Genomic DNA, 16,807 nt, shown 5'->3' on the forward strand with positions numbered 1-16,807 from the left:
AGGTCGTCGCCCCGGCCCCGGTCTGAGAACGCGGGCGCGGGTTCACCTGCCCACCAATCGAACTCGCGCCCGGGTGCCGTCCGTGCATGCACCCGTCCTGTCCCGTTTCGCCAGCGGGCCGGGGCGGGTGTATGCGTTTGCGCAGTGCGCCAACGGTTCTCCGGGCCTGGCTGGTCGGACTCTCCGTCGCACACGCCCGCGGTGAAGGTGTCTCACTCTCCTCGCCGTGATGTTCGTCCACAGCGGTTCTCTCGCGGCGGGAGCCCGCGGATCGTTACGCTCGCAATGCCTCGATTGCTGTGTCGATCGCGGCCAGTGCCGCTGCTTTGTCCAGACCTGCCCTCGATACGAGCGAGAGGCCCTGTACTACGTACAGCAGCAGCTGGGCCTGAGCTTCGGGATCGGTGGTGCGGGTGACTTCCCCAGTGGCCTGGGCACGGCGGAGCGCGTCGGCGACGATCTCGGTGAACCGGCGATAGCAGCTGGTGGCCACTTCGGTGGCGTCGGCGTCGCCGGGGACGAGTTCGGCGGTGGTGTTGCCGACCATGCAGCCGCGCGGTGTGCCCACATCGGAGATGAGTTCGTCCAGGCGTGCCGGGTGGGTGAGGATCTCGCGAAGCGCCGGCAGGACGGGATCGCTGCCCAGGGCGGTGGTCAGGTGCCGCTCGTAGACCTCCCAGTAGAGCCGGACGGCGTCGAGATAGAAGCGGCGCTTGTCGCCGAAGGTTCCGTAGAGGCTGCCGCCACCGAGATGGCGAAGGCGGCCGTCTACCTCGCCTCGGACGAGTCCGCCTACACCGCCGGTACCGTGCTGCGCGTCGATGGCGGCATCGGCGAACTCGCCTATTGATACAGCTCGGGCGGGACGGGTCGGCCCTCGTCGTCGACGGGGGCGCCGGCCCATACGCGCAGTGCGTCCATCGCCGGGCCGAGCCCTCGGCCGGATTCGGTGAGCCGATAGGTCGCGGTGATCGGCGGCCCGGGATCGACCTCGCGCTCGACCAGGCCGGCGCTCTGGAGTTCGGCGAGCCGCTCGCTCAACACCCGCTTGGACAGCGTCGGCAACGCGGCGTGCAGTTCGTTGAAACGGGCCGGGCGTTGGAGAAGCAGATCGATGAGCAGGCCCGTCCAGCGCTTGCCGAGCACGCCGAACGCCACCTCGGTGTACGAGCAGACGTTCAGCGGCGGCTGGCTTTCGGTCACAACTCTCAGGATACGGGCGTAGGAACATTCTCCTCTCTGGTTGTAAAAAGTAACCTAGTATGAAATTGTGGCGCAATGAACTGTGGGCCCGGTGACCTCGCGCAGGTCGAGACTCCCGACTTCGTGCACGACCTCGTCATCCATCGTGCACACGTCTTCGACGGCCGCCAGGTGCGTGCCGGGCTACACGACATCGCGATCGACGGCGCGGAGATCGCCGCGATCTCGGCGCGGCCGCTGCGTGGCAGACAGGAGGTCGATGCGGCCGAAGGCTGGGTGCTGCCGGGACTGATCGACACCCACATCCACTTCTACGATGTTGTCGGGGTAACCGACCCGGGATCGATGCGAACGTTCGAGGAGAACGAGGTCCCCGGACGGCTCGAGTCGTTCCTTCGGCACGGAGTCACCACCGTCAAGTCGGTGGGCGACCCGACCGAGGCGATACTGCGGACACGATCCGAGATCGCCGCGGGCACGCTACGGGGCCCGCGCCTGCTGGCGACGGGCTGTGGCATCACCGGCCGTGACGGGCATCCCGCGGCCACGATCTTCGGCGGCAATCGCTGGGCGCGTGCACGATTCACGGGTGAGGTCGACAGTGTGAGGCAGATGCGTGATCTGGTGCATCATCTGGCCGACCGGAAAGCGGACGCGATCAAACTCCTGTCCGAGGGTGCGTGCGCGAGCCACGGCGCAGCGAAGTACGTCTGGCGCAACGCCGCCTTTCCCGGCGACGTCGAGCTCGTACGGCTTCCGCTCGATCAGCTTCGGGCGGGTATCGAGGCCGGGCACGAGCGGGGTCTGCGGGTGACCGTCCACACCAACCAGCAGGCCGCGGCACGCGAAGCGATCGAGGCGGGCGCGGACGGTCTGGAGCACGGCGTCACGGTCGAGCCCCTCACCGACCCGGCCCTCGTCGACCTGATGGTCGAGCGCGATATCACCTACACGCCGACGCTCTGGATCCACGACACAATCCATCCGGACTCGCGAGGCAACCTCGAAAAAGTCGGCGCCGCCGGCGTTCGCGTCGCTCTGGGCAGCGACACCTTCGCGGGTCGAGGCATGTACGGGGCCAACACGCTGGAGGAGGCCGAGTTGATGGTCGCGGCGGGAATGACGCCCCTCCAGGCGCTCGTCGCGGGAACCAGCGCAGCGGCACACCACTGCGACCGCCCCGATCTCGGCAGGGTCGCACCCGGCGCCCGCGCCGACCTGATCATGCTGACCGCCGATCCCACCCGGGACATCCGCAACCTTCGCCTACTCGGCATGACGATGCTCGATGGCGACATCGTCATCGACAATCGCCGACGGTGACGGGATGTCCGCCGAGAAGGGCATGTCAGGGCCTGTGGGCGGGTGGGGGAAATGTCCGTAGGCTGGGCGGGGTGGTTACGGATTCCAATCGCTTGCGGACACTGCGGGCATCGGTCGCGGAGCGGCCGACACTGAATCTCGCCTATCGGATCGCGGTCGGCGTGGTCGGTGTCGCGGTGCTGGTGGTGGGGATTCTGGCGATCCCGTACCCGGGGCCGGGGTGGCTGATCGTGTTCGCGGGGCTCGGCATTCTGGCGACGGAATTCGTGTGGGCGCACCGCACCCTGCATTGGACGCGCGGGCGGTACCGGCGGGTGATGGACTGGTACGCCGCGCAGGGCGTCGTGGTGAAGGTGCTGGGGGCGCTGCTGACCGCGGCCGTGGTGGTGGCGACGCTGTCGCTGCTGGGCACCTTCGGCTTGGTCGGCGGCTGGATCGGCCTCGACTGGGGCTGGCTGCGCGGCCCGCTGTCCTGAACACCTGCCGGTGGTAGGCGTTCCGTGCGCGCGGGAGTGATTCGGGTGTGCGGCCGCAATCTGCGCGACGGGCGATCGTCCCAGGTAGCACAGGGTTTTCGGCGGTTGCGGGCGTGCCTGCGGAGTTCGGCTGTCGGACGGTCCTAGGCTGTGGCGCGACGGTCGGCGCGGTCGGACGCCGCTCTGCGCGACCAGTTCAGATTCTTCCGCGTCGCACGTCCGCGGCCCGGAGTTACGGAGGCAATCGCGGTGGCTCGACCGCCGCGGGCGTGCCAGGGTGGTAGTTGCAGATATTCGGCGAGTCGGCCGGGATCGGAGTCGGATGGACATGGTTGCGGAGTCGGCGGTGTCGCGGGGCACCGTGGTGCCGGGCACCATGCTGACGCGGCCGCAGTGGCTGGCCGAGCGCATCGCGGATATGGGGATCTCGTGGGGGACCGGCAATTCGCGGGTGGCGGGCACGCTCTGGTGGTGCATGGCCGCGTCCTCGCTGGTGGACCCGATCGCCACCGCCTACGCCGAGGGCCGTGCCGCGCACCTCCCCGAACTCGAACACCTGCTGTGCGAGATCCGCCCGGACGGGGGAGTCGAGCGCGTGGTCCCCGCGGAGTGGGAATCGTCCCCGGCGAATCGTCCGGAGACGGATTCCTATACCGCCGTGTGCTGTCGTGCCGCCGATGCCGTCGGTCCCGAGTGCGGTGCCGACGAGGGCGGCGATGTCGGCCAGGCCCTGCGAAAGACGTTGGGGCGCATCATCCCGGCCGTCGCCGAGGTCTCCGGTGCGGGCGTCGCCTCGCTGTGGGCGGTGGTGGCCGACGCGATCGGCAATCGGGCCATCGACGCCGGTGACGCGGAGGCCGGGGCGCGCCTGGCCCGCGAGGTGGCGGGACGGCTCCCGGTCCCGCGGTTCGCCGATTTCGGCGGGCGGACGTTCGTCCGGCGCATCTCGTGCTGCCTGGTATTCGAGGTGCCGGGCTGCGAGATGTGCACCAGCTGCCCCAAACGTCCCGCGGCGCAGCGGCATACGCTGCTGAGCGAACTGGCGGCGCAGCGTTGACCTCGAAAACGGATTGCCGGGTCCGCGGCACGGCGGTGATGATGGTGGACATGCCGAGAGACCACACCGCGCGACGTCGAACGCCCGTCCGGCGTGTGACGGCGGGATCGCGGTCCGGCACGTCTTCGCACGCCGGTTAGGGCTTTTCGAGCCACCCCGCGCCGATCTCGAGGCGCGACAGGCCGGTCCATCGGCGCGCACTCGGCATGCTCCCGATAGCATGGTCGCGCCGGGGCACTTTTGCGTGTCCGGCCTGGACTTCCAGGAGTTCCAGCCGCGGGGAATCTCCCCGCACCCGAAGCCGCGGGCACCCGCCCGCCCCGAATACCAAGGAGAGCGCAGCCGTGACCACCTCAGCCCGCATAACCCCAGCCGCCCTCGTTCGGGTGCCGGCCGGGACGACGGCGGGCGCCGCGGTGCGCGAGGCGGGCCTGCCGAGCAAGGGACCCGATGCGATCATCGTCGTCCGTGACGCCGAGGGAAACCTGAAGGATCTGACCTGGGTTCCCGACGCGGACGCCGAGGTCGAGCCCGTCGCCGCCGACACCGAGGACGGTCGCAGCGTGATCCGGCATTCCGCCGCGCACGTGCTGGCGCAGGCGGTGCAGCAGGAGTTCCCGGAGGCCAAGCTGGGCATCGGCCCGCCGGTCAAGGACGGCTTCTACTACGACTTCCAGGTGGACCGCCCCTTCACCCCCGAGGATCTGGCCAAGCTGGAATCGCGGATGAAGAAGATCGTCAAAGGCGCGCAGCGGTTTTCGCGCCGGGTGGTCGAGGTCGAGGAGGCGCGCGTCGAACTGGCGAAGGAGCCGTTCAAGCTGGAGCTGATCGGTGACAAGTCGGGCATCGACGATCCGGAGGTCATGGAGGTCGGCGGCAACGAGCTGACCATCTACGACAACCTCGACCCGCGCAGCGGCGAGAAGGTGTGGGGCGATCTGTGCCGCGGCCCGCACATCCCGACCACCAAGTACATCCCGGCGTTCAAGCTGACCCGCAGTTCGGCCGCCTACTGGCGCGGTGACCAGAACCGCGAGGATCTGCAGCGCATCTACGGCACCGCGTGGGAGTCGCAGGAGGCGCAGGACGAATACCTGCACCTGCTGGAGGAGGCCGAGAAGCGCGATCACCGCAAACTGGGCCTGGAGCTGGACCTGTTCTCGTTCCCGGACGAGCTGGGTTCGGGCCTGCCGGTGTTCCACCCCAAGGGCGGGATCATCCGCAAGGAGCTCGAGGACTACTCGCGGCAGCGGCATGTGGATGCGGGCTACGAATTCGTCAACACTCCGCACCTGACCAAGGCCCACCTGTTCGAGACCTCCAAACATCTGGAGTGGTACGCGGACGGCATGTTCCCGCCCATGCACCTGGACGCGGAGTACAACGAGGACGGCACCGTCCGCAAGCCCGGCCAGGACTACTACGTCAAGCCGATGAACTGCCCGATGCACAACCTGATCTTCCGGTCGCGCGGCCGGTCGTATCGGGAGCTGCCGCTGCGGATGTTCGAGTTCGGGTCGGTGTACCGGTACGAGAAGTCCGGCGTGATCCACGGCCTGACCCGCGTGCGCGGCATGACCCAGGACGATTCGCACATCTACTGCACCCAGGAGCAGGTGAGCGAGGAGCTCACCCGCATCCTGCAGTTCGTGCTGGGCCTGCTGAAGGATTACGGCCTCGACGACTTCTACCTGGAGCTGTCGACCAAGGATCCGAAGAAGTACGTCGGTTCCGACGAGGTCTGGGAGGAGGCCACCGCCACCCTGGCGCGGGTGGCCGAGGGCTCCGGCGTGGACCTGGTGCCCGATCCGGGCGGTGCCGCGTTCTACGGCCCGAAGATCTCGGTGCAGGTCAAGGACGCGCTGGGCCGCAACTGGCAGATGTCGACCATCCAGCTGGACTTCTTCGAGCCGGAGCTGTTCGAGCTGGAATACACCGCCTCCGACGGCACCAAGAAGCGCCCGGTGATGATCCACCGCGCGCTGTTCGGCTCGATCGAGCGGTTCTTCGGCGTGCTGACCGAGCACTACGCCGGTGCGTTCCCGGCGTGGCTGGCGCCGGTGCAGGTGGTCGGCATCCCGGTCGCCGACGCGTTCCTGCCGCACCTGGACGAGGTCGTGGCCCGGCTGCGCGCGGCCGGGGTGCGCGCGGAGGTGGATCGCAGCGACGACCGGATGCAGAAGAAGATCTTCAACCACACCGGCCAGAAGGTGCCGTTCATGCTGCTCGCTGGCGAGCGCGACGTGGAGGCGGGCGCGGTGAGCTTCCGGTTCCGCGACGGCACCAAGGTCAACGGCGTCCCCGTGGCCGATGCGGTCGCCACCATCGTGGACTGGATCCGGCGGCGCGAGAACGCCTCGCCCACCGCGGAAGGATTCCAGATCCGGACCGGTGGGGAATGAGAGAACGGACCGTGGACGAGGCCGTGTCACCACAGAATTCGACGCCACCGCCGGATCCGGCTCACCCGGAGCAGATCATGGATACCGGCGCGGGTGATCCGGACCGGCTGCAGCGGCTCTGGACGCCCTACCGGATGTCCTACATCACCGGAGCCGTCGCGGACCGCGACGCGCGAAAGGCGGAGGAGCCCAAGAAGTCCGGGCATCCGTTCACCGAGATTCCGAAGATGACCGATGAGGACGGCCTGGTCGTCGCGCGCGGCGAATGGGTGTACGCGGTGCTCAACCTGTACCCGTACAACCCCGGCCACATGATGGTGGTGCCGTACCGCCGGGTGGCCAACCTCGAGGACCTCACCGCCGAGGAGAGCGCCGAACTGATGGCGTTCACGCAGCGGGCGATCCGGGTGATGAAGCAGGTGTCGCGGCCCGAGGGTTTCAACGTCGGGCTGAATCTCGGTGGGGTGGCGGGCGGTTCGCTCGCCGATCACTTGCATCAGCACATCGTGCCGCGCTGGGGCGGCGACGCGAACTTCATCACCGTCGTCGGCGGGGTGAAGGTGATGCCGCAACTGTTACGGGAGACCAGGGCTCTGCTGGCTACAGCTTGGAAGGACGTCGGGTAGCGTGCTCAGCTTCTTCGGTCGTGAGACATTCGCCAAAGCGACTGCGCCCCTGGGCAAGGCACTGGTGAGTACCGGGCTCACGCCCGATGCGGTGACGCTGATCGGCACCACGGCCTCGATCGTGGCGGCGGTGACGCTGTTCCCGACCGGTCACCTGTTCTGGGGCACGATGGTGATCTGGCTGTTCGTCATGTTCGACATGCTGGACGGGGCGATGGCCCGCGCCCGCGGCGGCGGCACCAAATACGGTGCGGTGCTGGATGCCACCTGCGACCGGGTGGCCGACGGCGCCGTCTTCGGCGGACTGGCCTGGTGGTCGGTCTACCACGCGCAGAGCAAGCACCTGTTCGTCGCGACGCTCGTGGTGCTGGTGACCTCGCAGGTGATCTCCTATGCCAAGGCGCGCGCGGAGGCCAGCGGCCTGTCGGCCGACGGCGGCCTCATCGAGCGCCCGGACCGCCTGGTGATCGTGCTGGTCGGCGCGGGGTTCACCGGAATCGGGGGCTACTGGGGCATCGAATGGCTCAGCTACGCGGTGTATCTCGCGATGTACGTGCTGGCGGTGCTCAGCGTGGTGACGGTGGTCCAGCGGGTACTGGCGGTGCGCAATTCGGCGGGCGCGCGCGACGTGATCGCGATGCCGGGCAAGGCGCGCGAGGCGGGACAGTGACCGGCCCCCGTCGTTCCGGGATGGCAACAGCGGCGCGGGCCGGGACGACCGCGGCCGAGTCGGCTACGTAAGGGCGCACTACATGACTGACCTGAAATCCGCGCTGACCGATAAGGCGTACGCGGCCGGATGGCGGCTGGTGCGGGCGCTGCCCGAGCGCACGGCCCGCCGGCTGTTCGACGCCGGTGGCAATTGGGCGGGACGGCGGGCGAACGCCGCCACACACCGCGAAGGTGTGCCGAATCAGTTGCGCCGCAACCTGGCTCGAGTTGTCGGTGTCGATCCGATGGACGTGCCCGACGACCTGATCCGCGACAGCATGCGGTCCTATGCCCGCTACTGGCGCGAGGCGTTCCGGCTGCCGACGATGGATCACGCGGCGCTGGTGAAGTCGCCGCTGATGCCGATGCCGCTCGGCATCGAGAATTTGGAACAGGCGCTGGCGGAGGGCCGCGGGGCGGTGCTGGTGCTGCCGCACTCGGGCAACTGGGATATGGCCGGGGTGTGGCTGGTCCAGCACCACGGCGGACTGACGACCGTGAACGAGCGGCTGCGGCCGGAGTCGCTGTTCGTGCGGTTCGTCGCCTATCGCGAACGCCTGGGCTTCGAGGTGTTCCCGCTCACCGGCGGCGAACAGCCACCGTTCCCGCAATTGGCGGATCGCCTGCGGCACAACAAGGTCGTCTGTCTGTTGGGGGAGCGCGATCTCACCGGCCGCGGTGTGCCGGTGACGTTCTTCGGCGAACGCACCTGGCTGCCCGCGGGCGCCGCCAAACTCGCGATCGAGACCGGCGCCGCGCTGCTGCCGGTGCACACCTGGTTCACCACCGACGCCGACGGCCGGGAGGGCTGGGGCATGAAGGTCGGTGCGGCCGTGGACGTTTCGGGTGGCGTCGCGGCGGCAACCCAGACGGTAGCGGACCGGTTCGCGGAGAATATCGCCGCGCATCCCGCCGATTGGCATATGCTGCAGCCGCTGTGGGAGGCCGATCTCTCCGACGCTCGCCGGGCCAGGATCGCCGCCGCGCAGGCGGCGCGGGCGGACAACGCGGTCGCGGGAGACGATGCGGAATGAGGATCGGCATGGTCTGCCCGTACTCGTTCGACGTGCCGGGTGGTGTGCAGTCCCACGTCGTGGAGCTGGCGGAGGTGCTGATCGAGCGCGGGCACAAGGTGAGTGTGCTGGCGCCGTCGTCCGAGGAGACCGAGCTGCCGGACTTCGTGGTCTCGGCGGGTAAGGCCGTGGCGATTCCGTACAACGGGTCGGTGGCGCGGCTGTCGTTCGGCCCCACCGCCTACAACCGGATCCGCCGCTGGATCGCCGACAACGATTTCGACGTGCTGCACATTCACGAGCCGAACGCGCCGAGCCTGTCGATGCTGGCACTGAAGATCGCCGAGGGCCCGATCGTGGCGACCTTCCACACCTCGACCACGAAGTCGTTGGTGCTCAGCACCTTTCAGGGCGTGCTGCGGCCGTACCATGAGAAGATCAGCGGCCGCATCGCGGTCTCGGAGCTGGCGCGGCGCTGGCAGGTGGAGGCGCTGGGCGGGGACGCGGTGGAGATCCCGAACGGCGTGGACGTCCCCGCCTTCGCGCACGCGCCACTGCTCGACGGCTACCCGCGTCCCGGCGGCACGGTGCTGTTTCTCGGCCGCTACGACGAGCCGCGCAAGGGTATGGCGGTACTGCTGGGCGCGCTGCCCGAGCTGGCGCGCAGGCATCCGGACGTGCAGATCCTGATCGTCGGTCGCGGCGACGAGGAGCGGCTGCGCCGCGAGGCCGGTGAGCTGGCGGGGCACCTGCGGTTCCTCGGGCAGGTGTCCGACGCGGAGAAGGCCTCGGCGATGCGCAGCGCGGACGTGTACTGCGCGCCCAATATCGGCGGCGAGAGCTTCGGCATCGTGCTGGTGGAGGCGATGGCGGCCGGAACCGCCGTCGTGGCCAGCGAATTGGACGCCTTCCGCCGGGTGCTGCGCGACGGCAGCGCGGGAGTGCTGGTCCCGGTGGGGGATTCGGTGCGGACGGCGGCGGCTATCGACGAGCTGCTCGGCGATACGCGGCGCCGCGAGGATCTGGTCCGCGCCGCGAATCAGGTTGTGGGCGAATACGACTGGCCCGTGGTTGCCGAGCAGATTCTGCGGGTGTACGAAACGGTGACCGTCGGCGATATCCGGGTGAGGACCGCGGGATGAGCGAGCGGGCACACGGCGCGGCCGGCCGCGTCCGGAGGAGGAACAGCACAGCATGATCACCTTCTCCGCGACCACGATCCTCGTCCTCGCGCTGGTCGCGGCACTCGTCGTCACCGCCGGTGTCTGGGCGTACTCGACGGCGAACCGGCTCGACCGCCTGCATGTGCGCAGCGACCAGGCCCGCCACGCCCTGGAGGCGGCGCTGGCCCGGCGCGCGGTGGTGGCGCGCGCGGTGGCGCTGTCGCTGACCAACGTGGGTTCCGACGCGGTCGTCGAGCAGGCGCGGCGCTTGGCCGCCCTGGCGGATCGGGCCGAGCGCGCGGACTGGACCGATCGCGAGACCGCCGAGAATCAGCTCGCCGCGGCGCTGTCCACGATCGATATCTCGCTGCTGCCGCCGCAACTGGTGGCCGAGCTGGCCGACGCCGAGGCCCGGGTGCTGATCGCCCGCCGCTTCCACAACGACGCCGTGCGCGACACCCTCGCCCTGCGCACCCGGCGCCTGGTGCGGCTGCTGCACCTGGGTGGCACCGCGCCGCTGCCGACGTATTTCGAGATCACCGAGCGGGTGACGGCCGCCGCGACCACCGGGCTGGAGGTGGATTCGGTGCGCACCTCGGCGCGCGTGGTGCTGCTCGACGAACAGGATCGGGTGCTGCTCATGCGAGGCCACGACCCGAGGACCCCGGATCTGCCGTTCTGGTTCACCGTCGGCGGGGGTATGGAACCCGGGGAAACGTTGCGCACCACCGCGGTTCGCGAGGTCTGGGAGGAGACGGGGCGCGCCCTGGATTCCACGGCGCTGCGCGGACCGATCTGGCGGCGGGTGGCGGTATTTCCGTTCGACGGTGAGCTGGTCCGCTCGGAGGAGCTGTTCTTCGTCGCCCGCACAACGGCTTTCGAACCCAAGGCGACCAACCCCACGGTGTGGGAGCGCCGCTGTGTCACCGACAATCGGTGGTGTACGGCCGAGGAGATCGCCCGGCTCGACGGCATGGGGGAGACGGTCTACCCGTACCACCTCGACCAGTTGCTGCCGGAGGCGGTGGTCGTCGCGGGCGGCGACGACGAGCCGGAGGTGCGGTCGATCCGCTGATCCGGTCCGGGCCGGGTCACCTGATCCGGTGGCGGCGGCGCCTGCGTCCCGAATAGCCGTTGCCGTTGCCGTTCCCGGATTCCGCGGCGGTGCGTTCGAGAGTCAGCGCGAGCATGGCGAGACCGGCATCGCGGATGAGCATGTCCAGGTCGTCGACCAGCACGCCGACGGCCTCGCCCGCGGCCTTGACCTCCGCCGCGGTCGCGTCGCGCCGGTCGAATACCGCACGCAGCGTGTGCAATTGCAGGCCGACGTCGAACAGGTGGCGCACGAGCCGGTCGCTGGAATCGGCGAAGGCCGCGGTGTCGGCGACGGCCATGGGCACGGGCTCAAAGAAGGGGTGTGGCGGCAGCATCGTCTCGACCGCATCCACGCTCGAACCGGTGGGCCGGGTGGGCAGCAGGACATCTTCCATGTCCGTCTCCTGGTTCGGGTTCGAACGCGATCCCCAGTCGCGGTTCGGGGATCGGGACGCCGCTGTACACGAGGATCTGATACATAGGTTACGTTCCTGTCCGGTAGTCACTAGGGTCGTTGGTCCCTAGCGGCGGATTCGGCACGGGTACCTGCGTCGTTGCAGGTGTTCTGTTTCGCGCCGATGCGAACCCGTACTTTCCCGACACTTGCCGATTTCCCTCGCCCCGGCTTCTCGAACATGGAAGTATCGGTGACACAACGGGTTCGAAGACCACAGGGTGGCACAGTGGAGGAAACGCACGGATCACGGGAACTGTCGACCGCGCAGTCGTTGCAGTTCCTGGCCTGCGTGCGATTCGGTCGTGTGGTGTTCTCCCGCTACGCCTTGCCCACCATCCGGCCCGTGAACCATTTCATCGACGACGACACCATCGTCATCCATGCCAACCCCGGTATCAGCCTGACCTCCGATCGCCAGGTCGTCGCCTACGAGGCCGACACCATCGACCACGACACCCTGCTCGGCTGGTGCGTGATTGTCACCGGCACCGCCGAGGAGGTCGAAGATCCGGACGAGATCGCGCGCTGCCGGGAGATGCTACCGGCCACCCTGCCCGGCTCCCGCGACCGGATCATCCGCATCTACCCCGATATCGTCACCGGCGTGGAATATATGGAAACCACTGCTGCTGTGGGCAATTCGGATCAGAATCGCCAGCCGCCGGTGTGAGGAACGTGAGGGGTTCGCGGTGCGACTCTCGGTGGGGCAGAGGATATCCCGCGCGTATGTATCACAGGAGGGCGCGTGTGTGGATAATGCGCGCTACCGCTCGTCCAACCAGTCCATGACGAGCCTTGCCACCTCGGAGGGGCGGTCGAGCTGCATGAAATGCCCAGCGCCGCTGATGATCTCGACCCGCGAGCCGGGAGCGAGTCCGGCGGGCGCGTCGGCGAATACCGAGGGCGGCATGCAGCCGTCGTCGGCGCCGCCGAGCACCAGGAGCGGGGTGGATGCGGGCGTCTCCGTGGTGGCGGCCAGCGCGGCCAACTGCGGATCGTGCAGGGACGTATCGAAATTGGCCCGATAGACCCGCAGCGCATTGGCGATGCCCGCCGGATCGCCGTACAGCGCGTGCACGCGCTCGCGGTGTGCGCCCGGATCCAGGCCCGGTGACCACGCCGACCAGAGGTAGTCGACGAGATCGCGGTTCGCGGCGAGGACCGACTCCGCGACGCCGTGCACCTGGAACAGCCAGATATAGAAGAAGCGCTGCAACTGCGCGGGATCGCCGAACAGCGCGCGCAGCGCGGCGGGCGGCGGTACCGCCATGGTGACGCCTCGCCGCAGACAGTCCGGCCAGGCCGCGGCGACGCGGGCGACCATGCCCGCACCGATATCGTGGCCCACCATATCCACGCCGCCGGGATCCAGGGCCCGCGCGACCGCGGCGGCGTCGGCGGCCAGCGTGATGCCGTCGGCATAGGTCATCGCGGTCGCGGTCGCGGGGTGATGGCCGCGCAGGAACGGCGCCACCACCCGCCGCCCCGCGGCCACGAGATGCTCCGCCAGCGGCGCGAACGTCGCGGGATGATCGGGAAATCCGTGCCAGCACACCACGACCGGCCCGTCCCCGGCCGCCAGCGCCGGAAAACTCAGCCGCTCGGTCTCGACCACGATCTCCTCGAACTCCACGCCCCTACCCTAGAACCCGCAGGTCCCCGAGGGAACACTTTGCCCCGCAACCGATTTGCACCCGCCGTCCACGCACGACACCTGCAACCGGTCGTCATGTCCTGGTCGCGAAATCCTCGTGGTCGAGGGCCGCGGTGGACAGGTCGACGGCGGGGTCGGTGCAGGCGGCGGGGTCGAGCGCCGCGCCTCGGGCGATGAGGGTGCGGGCCGCGCGGAGGTCGGCGGGACGGCCGACTGCGACCGCGCCCACCAGGCGTCCGGCGCGCAGGGCGAGGGCGGTGAACCGGTCCTCGTCCGGTGCGCCGCGCAGCACGATGTCGTCGTCGGGGCCGAGGCGACCGGCGAACTGGAGCGTGCGACCGTACTGGGTGGTCCAGCCCCAGGTGACCTCGGCGGGCGGGACCGGTGCGCCGAGCATCGACCTGGCCGCGGCGGCGCCCTGGGCCTGCGCGCTGTTCCAGTGCTCGCCGCGGTCGTGCGCGCCGAGTGCGGGGTCGTAGCGGTCGGCGACATCACCGGCGGCGAAGATCCCGGCGGCGGACGTCCGGTACCGCTCGTCGACGCGAATGCCGTTGCCGATGTCCAGCCCGGCCGCGGCCGCAAGCTCGGTATCGGGAATCGAACCGATGGCGGCCAGGGCGACGGCCGCGGTGAAGCGTCGACCGTCGTCGGTCTCGGCCAAGGCGCCGATTCCGTCGCCGATGATGTGGTGCAGGGATGTCGAGTCGTGCACCGCCACACCGTTGTCGGCGTGCAGATTCCGGACATACGCGCCGACAGCGGCCGGAACGATCCGGTCCAGCGGATGCGGTCCGCTGTGCACCACGGTGACGTCCACGCCGAGCGATCGGGCGGTCGCGGCGACCTCGCAGCCGATCAGCCCGCCGCCGACGACCAGGAGCGAGCCGCCGCCGAGGATCGCGCTCCGCAGCCCCTCGGCATCGGCCCGGCCGCGCAGCGTATGGATTCCGCGCTGCGGGCCGGGCAGCTGCCGCGCGCGGGCCCCGGTCGCCAGGAGCAGGCTGTCGTAGCCCACGACGGTGCCGTCGTGTAATCGAATATGCCCGCGGGCGGCATCGATGTCCGCGACGGTGGCGCCGATGCGGAGATCGATGTCGTGGCCGCGCCAGGACTCGGCGGATTCGATCAGCGCGCGGCGTTCGACGGCCGTGCCCGCGAGCAGCTCCTTGGACACCATCGGGCGCCGATAGGGCAGCCGGTCCTCACCGCCGACGAGCACGATGCGGCCGGTGTAGCCCTCGGTGCGCAGGGTGCGGGCGGCGGTGGCCCCGGCGACTCCGGTGCCGACGACGACGATCTGCCCCCTCACGCGCGGCTGACCTCGACCATCTCGAAATCCGCCTTGGCCGCGCCGCAATCCGGGCACGACCAGTCGTCGGGGATGTCGTCCCACCGGGTGCCGGGCGCGATGTCGTCCTCGGGCCAGCCCAATGCCTCGTCGTACTCGAAGCCGCACTGCACGCAGCGGAAGAGCTTGTAGTCGGTCATCTCAATCTCCTGTCGTGGATTCGAAGTCGAGCTTTTCGCGGACGCCGCAGTCGGGGCAGCACCAGTCGTCGGGCACCGCGGACCAGGCCGTGCCCGCCGGGAAACCCTCGCGCGGCGCGCCGGCGGCCTCGTCGTAGACGTAGTCGCAGACCGGGCAGCGATAGCGGGCCATCACCGTGCCCCGTACTTCGCCAGCACCCGATCCCGGTGGCGGGGATGGACGTTCACCCGGGTGATGTCGCCGTCGTAGTGCGCCAGTACGCGGTGGTCCATCACCCGGCGCCACAGCGGCGGCAGATAGGCGAGGGTGATCATGCTGGCGTAGCCGCTGGGCAGGTTCGGCGCGCCGTCCATGCTGCGCAGCGTCTGGTAGCGCCGGGTCGGATTCGCGTGATGGTCGCTGTGGCGCTGCAGGTGGTAGAGGAAGATATTGGTGACGATGTGGTCGGAGTTCCAGCTGTGCTCCGGCGCGCAGCGCTCGTACCGGCCCGACGATGTCCGCTGCCGCAGCAGGCCGTAATGCTCGAGGTAGTTCACGGTCTCCAGCAGCGTGAATCCGTACACGGCCTGAATCACCAGGAACGGCAGCACTTCCGGGCCGAACACGGCGGCCAGCGCACCCCACAGCGCCACCGACATCAGCCAGGCGTTGAGCACATCGTTGCGAATCGTCCACGGCCGCTTGCCGAGTCGCTGCAATCGGGTCCGCTCCAGATGCCAGGCCGACCGCAGGCTGCCCCACACGCTGCGCGGCAGGAAGGCCCAGAACGATTCGGCGAAGCGGGCGCTGGCCGGATCCTCCGCGGTGGCGACCCGGACGTGGTGACCGCGATTGTGCTCGATGTAGAAGTGCCCGTAAAACGTCTGCGCCAGTGTGATTTTCGACAGCCAGCGCTCCAGTTCGTCCTTCTTGTGGCCGAGTTCGTGCGCCGCGTTGATGCCGACCCCGCCCATCGCGCCGATGCTGAACGCGAGACCGATCTTCGAGATCAGCCCCAGGCCGCCGTCGATGCCGAGCCACGACAGGGTGTCCGCGGTCCAGAGATAGCCCGCCAGAACCAGGCTCAGCAGCTGGAACGGGATGTAGGCGTAGACGCAGTACCGGTAGTACCGGTCGTTTTCCAGCTGCTCCATCACCTCGTCCGGCGGATTCTGCCCGTCCGGCCCGAAGAAGCGGTCCAGGATCGGCAGCAGCACATAGACCAGCAGCGGGCCGATCCACCACCATACCGGGGCGACGGCCTGCCAGCCGACCTTGTTGAAGGCCCAAACCAGCGCGACGGCCAGCAGGATCGCGGTCGGGGGTACGAGGCCGAACAGCCATAGATAGCGCTTGCGGTCGTGCCATTGCGTGGGCGTCGCCGGTGCGGATGCTCCGGCTCGAGAAGTCGTCATCGTCGATCTCCGTTTACACTTTAGCTCGAAGTGTCTTCATTGAATACACATAGACCATGAATGTCAACGATGGAACGTTCGAGGAGCTCATGTAACATCGGAGCGTGGCTGCAGCGCCGAACTTCCAGACCGAGATGCGTCAACTCCTGCGCGAGCGCGTCATCGACACCGCCCGCCGCCTCGTCTGCACCGAGGGCTGGGGCGCGGTGAACATGTCACGGATGGCGAAGGAGGTGGGTGTCAGCCGCCCGGTGCTCTACAAGGAGATCGGCACGAAGCAGGAGCTCGCCGAGGCCGTCATCCGGCACGAGCTCGAGGGCTTCCTGGTGGGGATCGCCGACAGCCTGGCGGCCCACCCCGGCGACGCCGTCGCGGGGATGACGCGGGCGGTGGAGTACGCCCTGCGCGCCGGAGCCGACAACGCGCTGCTGAAGGCGGTGCTGGCGGGCCGCACGGCGACCGACACCACGCTGCTGCCGGTGCTGATGACCGAACCCGAGCCGCTGCTGGGCCGGGCGATCGCGGCCGTCACCGCCGCGGTGCGCGCCCAGTACGGAATGGACGCGCTGACGGACGACGACCTGGACGCGCGGCTGGAAACCGTTGTGCGCCTTGCGCTGAGCCATATCTTCCAGCCCACCGGCACCGCCGAGCGAGCCGTCGGCCAGATCGGTTTCGTGATCGGCGGGCTGTTCGGGGGAGAGTCGTCGGCCGCGACCTAGGCGTGCCGAGCGAGCCCGCGGG

19 protein-coding genes are annotated in these 16,807 nt (G+C 69.1%); 11 read left to right on the top strand and 8 right to left on the bottom strand.

The features are described from left to right. Positions 1-274: 274 nt before the first annotated feature. The gene (locus NM1_RS26980) at positions 275-904 is read right to left on the bottom strand and encodes a TetR family transcriptional regulator C-terminal domain-containing protein (RefSeq protein ID WP_114699549.1); all 630 of its coding nucleotides are present in this window, start codon (positions 902-904) and stop codon (positions 275-277) included. Continuing rightward, positions 844-1,203, bottom strand: a complete 360-nt coding sequence (locus tag NM1_RS26985) for a winged helix-turn-helix transcriptional regulator (protein ID WP_068025681.1) — start codon at positions 1,201-1,203, stop codon at positions 844-846. The genes NM1_RS26980 and NM1_RS26985 overlap by 61 nt, the downstream gene beginning before the upstream one ends. Positions 1,204-1,278: 75 nt before the next feature. On the opposite strand from NM1_RS26985, the gene NM1_RS26990 reads away from it, so the two are divergent. From NM1_RS26990 to NM1_RS27030, 9 genes are all read left to right on the top strand, one after another. Further along, positions 1,279-2,526: an amidohydrolase family protein gene (locus NM1_RS26990; RefSeq protein WP_068025684.1), complete on the top strand. Its 1,248-nt coding sequence runs from the start codon at positions 1,279-1,281 to the stop codon at positions 2,524-2,526. Positions 2,527-2,588: 62 nt separating this feature from the next. Then, positions 2,589-3,002: a TIGR02611 family protein gene (locus NM1_RS26995; protein ID WP_068025970.1), complete on the top strand. Its 414-nt coding sequence runs from the start codon at positions 2,589-2,591 to the stop codon at positions 3,000-3,002. Between the two features lie 322 nt (positions 3,003-3,324). Further along, positions 3,325-4,059, top strand: a complete 735-nt coding sequence (locus tag NM1_RS27000) for a (2Fe-2S)-binding protein (RefSeq protein ID WP_068025686.1) — start codon at positions 3,325-3,327, stop codon at positions 4,057-4,059. Between the two features lie 344 nt (positions 4,060-4,403). Next, the gene (thrS, locus tag NM1_RS27005; RefSeq protein ID WP_068025688.1) at positions 4,404-6,461 is read left to right on the top strand and encodes a threonine--tRNA ligase; all 2,058 of its coding nucleotides are present in this window, start codon (positions 4,404-4,406) and stop codon (positions 6,459-6,461) included. Beyond that, on the top strand, positions 6,458-7,087 hold the full coding sequence (locus NM1_RS27010) for an ATP adenylyltransferase (RefSeq protein ID WP_084520091.1): 630 nt from the start codon (positions 6,458-6,460) through the stop codon (positions 7,085-7,087). Before thrS ends, NM1_RS27010 begins: the two co-directional genes overlap by 4 nt. Before the next feature lies 1 nt (position 7,088). Further along, positions 7,089-7,757: a phosphatidylinositol phosphate synthase gene (pgsA, locus tag NM1_RS27015; RefSeq protein WP_068025690.1), complete on the top strand. Its 669-nt coding sequence runs from the start codon at positions 7,089-7,091 to the stop codon at positions 7,755-7,757. Positions 7,758-7,839: 82 nt separating this feature from the next. After that, positions 7,840-8,832, top strand: a complete 993-nt coding sequence (locus NM1_RS27020; RefSeq protein WP_068025692.1) for a phosphatidylinositol mannoside acyltransferase — start codon at positions 7,840-7,842, stop codon at positions 8,830-8,832. Then, positions 8,829-9,953 carry a glycosyltransferase family 4 protein gene (locus NM1_RS27025; RefSeq protein ID WP_068025694.1) on the top strand — a complete coding sequence of 375 codons (1,125 nt, stop codon included), beginning with the start codon at positions 8,829-8,831 and terminating at the stop codon, positions 9,951-9,953. Before NM1_RS27020 ends, NM1_RS27025 begins: the two co-directional genes overlap by 4 nt. A 55-nt stretch (positions 9,954-10,008) precedes the next feature. After that, positions 10,009-11,049 (top strand): NUDIX hydrolase, encoded by a 1,041-nt coding sequence (locus tag NM1_RS27030; RefSeq protein WP_068025975.1) that lies wholly within the window; start codon positions 10,009-10,011, stop codon positions 11,047-11,049. Between the two features lie 16 nt (positions 11,050-11,065). Here the strand turns inward: NM1_RS27030 and NM1_RS27035 are convergent, their stop codons facing one another. Further along, the gene (locus NM1_RS27035) at positions 11,066-11,464 is read right to left on the bottom strand and encodes a hypothetical protein (protein ID WP_068025696.1); all 399 of its coding nucleotides are present in this window, start codon (positions 11,462-11,464) and stop codon (positions 11,066-11,068) included. A 288-nt stretch (positions 11,465-11,752) separates the two neighbouring features. Between NM1_RS27035 and NM1_RS27040 the strand changes: the two genes are divergently transcribed. Then, on the top strand, positions 11,753-12,196 hold the full coding sequence (locus tag NM1_RS27040) for a pyridoxamine 5'-phosphate oxidase family protein (RefSeq protein WP_068025698.1): 444 nt from the start codon (positions 11,753-11,755) through the stop codon (positions 12,194-12,196). A gap of 93 nt (positions 12,197-12,289) precedes the next feature. Here NM1_RS27040 and NM1_RS27045 read toward each other — a convergent pair whose 3' ends face one another. The 5 genes from NM1_RS27045 to NM1_RS27065 form a co-directional block, all read right to left on the bottom strand. Beyond that, positions 12,290-13,159 carry an alpha/beta fold hydrolase gene (locus NM1_RS27045; RefSeq protein WP_084520093.1) on the bottom strand — a complete coding sequence of 290 codons (870 nt, stop codon included), beginning with the start codon at positions 13,157-13,159 and terminating at the stop codon, positions 12,290-12,292. A 94-nt stretch (positions 13,160-13,253) separates the two neighbouring features. Further along, the gene (locus NM1_RS27050; protein WP_068025700.1) at positions 13,254-14,489 is read right to left on the bottom strand and encodes an NAD(P)/FAD-dependent oxidoreductase; all 1,236 of its coding nucleotides are present in this window, start codon (positions 14,487-14,489) and stop codon (positions 13,254-13,256) included. Then, positions 14,486-14,668, bottom strand: coding sequence for a rubredoxin (locus tag NM1_RS27055; RefSeq protein ID WP_068025705.1), 183 nt, complete (start codon positions 14,666-14,668; stop codon positions 14,486-14,488). Before NM1_RS27055 ends, NM1_RS27050 begins: the two co-directional genes overlap by 4 nt. A 1-nt stretch (position 14,669) precedes the next feature. Further along, positions 14,670-14,840, bottom strand: a complete 171-nt coding sequence (locus NM1_RS27060) for a rubredoxin (RefSeq protein WP_068025707.1) — start codon at positions 14,838-14,840, stop codon at positions 14,670-14,672. After that, positions 14,840-16,063, bottom strand: a complete 1,224-nt coding sequence (locus tag NM1_RS27065) for an alkane 1-monooxygenase (RefSeq protein ID WP_068025709.1) — start codon at positions 16,061-16,063, stop codon at positions 14,840-14,842. The genes NM1_RS27060 and NM1_RS27065 overlap by 1 nt, the downstream gene beginning before the upstream one ends. Positions 16,064-16,167: 104 nt before the next feature. On the opposite strand from NM1_RS27065, the gene NM1_RS27070 reads away from it, so the two are divergent. Next, positions 16,168-16,785, top strand: coding sequence for a TetR/AcrR family transcriptional regulator (locus tag NM1_RS27070; protein ID WP_068025712.1), 618 nt, complete (start codon positions 16,168-16,170; stop codon positions 16,783-16,785). Positions 16,786-16,807 lie beyond the last annotated feature (22 nt).

This window comes from Nocardia mexicana NBRC 108244 (genome assembly GCF_001613165.1).
Lineage (GTDB): Bacteria > Actinomycetota > Actinomycetes > Mycobacteriales > Mycobacteriaceae > Nocardia > Nocardia mexicana.

Coding starts and splice junctions, on each gene's coding strand:
- NM1_RS26980 (WP_114699549.1), bottom strand. CDS start 904: ATGGGCCGGCGCCCCCGTCGACGACGAGGGCCGACCCGTCCCGCCCGA.
- NM1_RS26990 (WP_068025684.1), top strand. CDS start 1,279: ATGAACTGTGGGCCCGGTGACCTCGCGCAGGTCGAGACTCCCGACTTC.
- NM1_RS27000 (WP_068025686.1), top strand. CDS start 3,325: ATGGACATGGTTGCGGAGTCGGCGGTGTCGCGGGGCACCGTGGTGCCG.
- NM1_RS27010 (WP_084520091.1), top strand. CDS start 6,458: ATGAGAGAACGGACCGTGGACGAGGCCGTGTCACCACAGAATTCGACG.
- NM1_RS27020 (WP_068025692.1), top strand. CDS start 7,840: ATGACTGACCTGAAATCCGCGCTGACCGATAAGGCGTACGCGGCCGGA.
- NM1_RS27025 (WP_068025694.1), top strand. CDS start 8,829: ATGAGGATCGGCATGGTCTGCCCGTACTCGTTCGACGTGCCGGGTGGT.
- NM1_RS27035 (WP_068025696.1), bottom strand. CDS start 11,464: ATGGAAGATGTCCTGCTGCCCACCCGGCCCACCGGTTCGAGCGTGGAT.
- NM1_RS27055 (WP_068025705.1), bottom strand. CDS start 14,668: ATGACCGACTACAAGCTCTTCCGCTGCGTGCAGTGCGGCTTCGAGTAC.
- NM1_RS27060 (WP_068025707.1), bottom strand. CDS start 14,840: ATGGCCCGCTATCGCTGCCCGGTCTGCGACTACGTCTACGACGAGGCC.
- NM1_RS27065 (WP_068025709.1), bottom strand. CDS start 16,063: ATGACGACTTCTCGAGCCGGAGCATCCGCACCGGCGACGCCCACGCAA.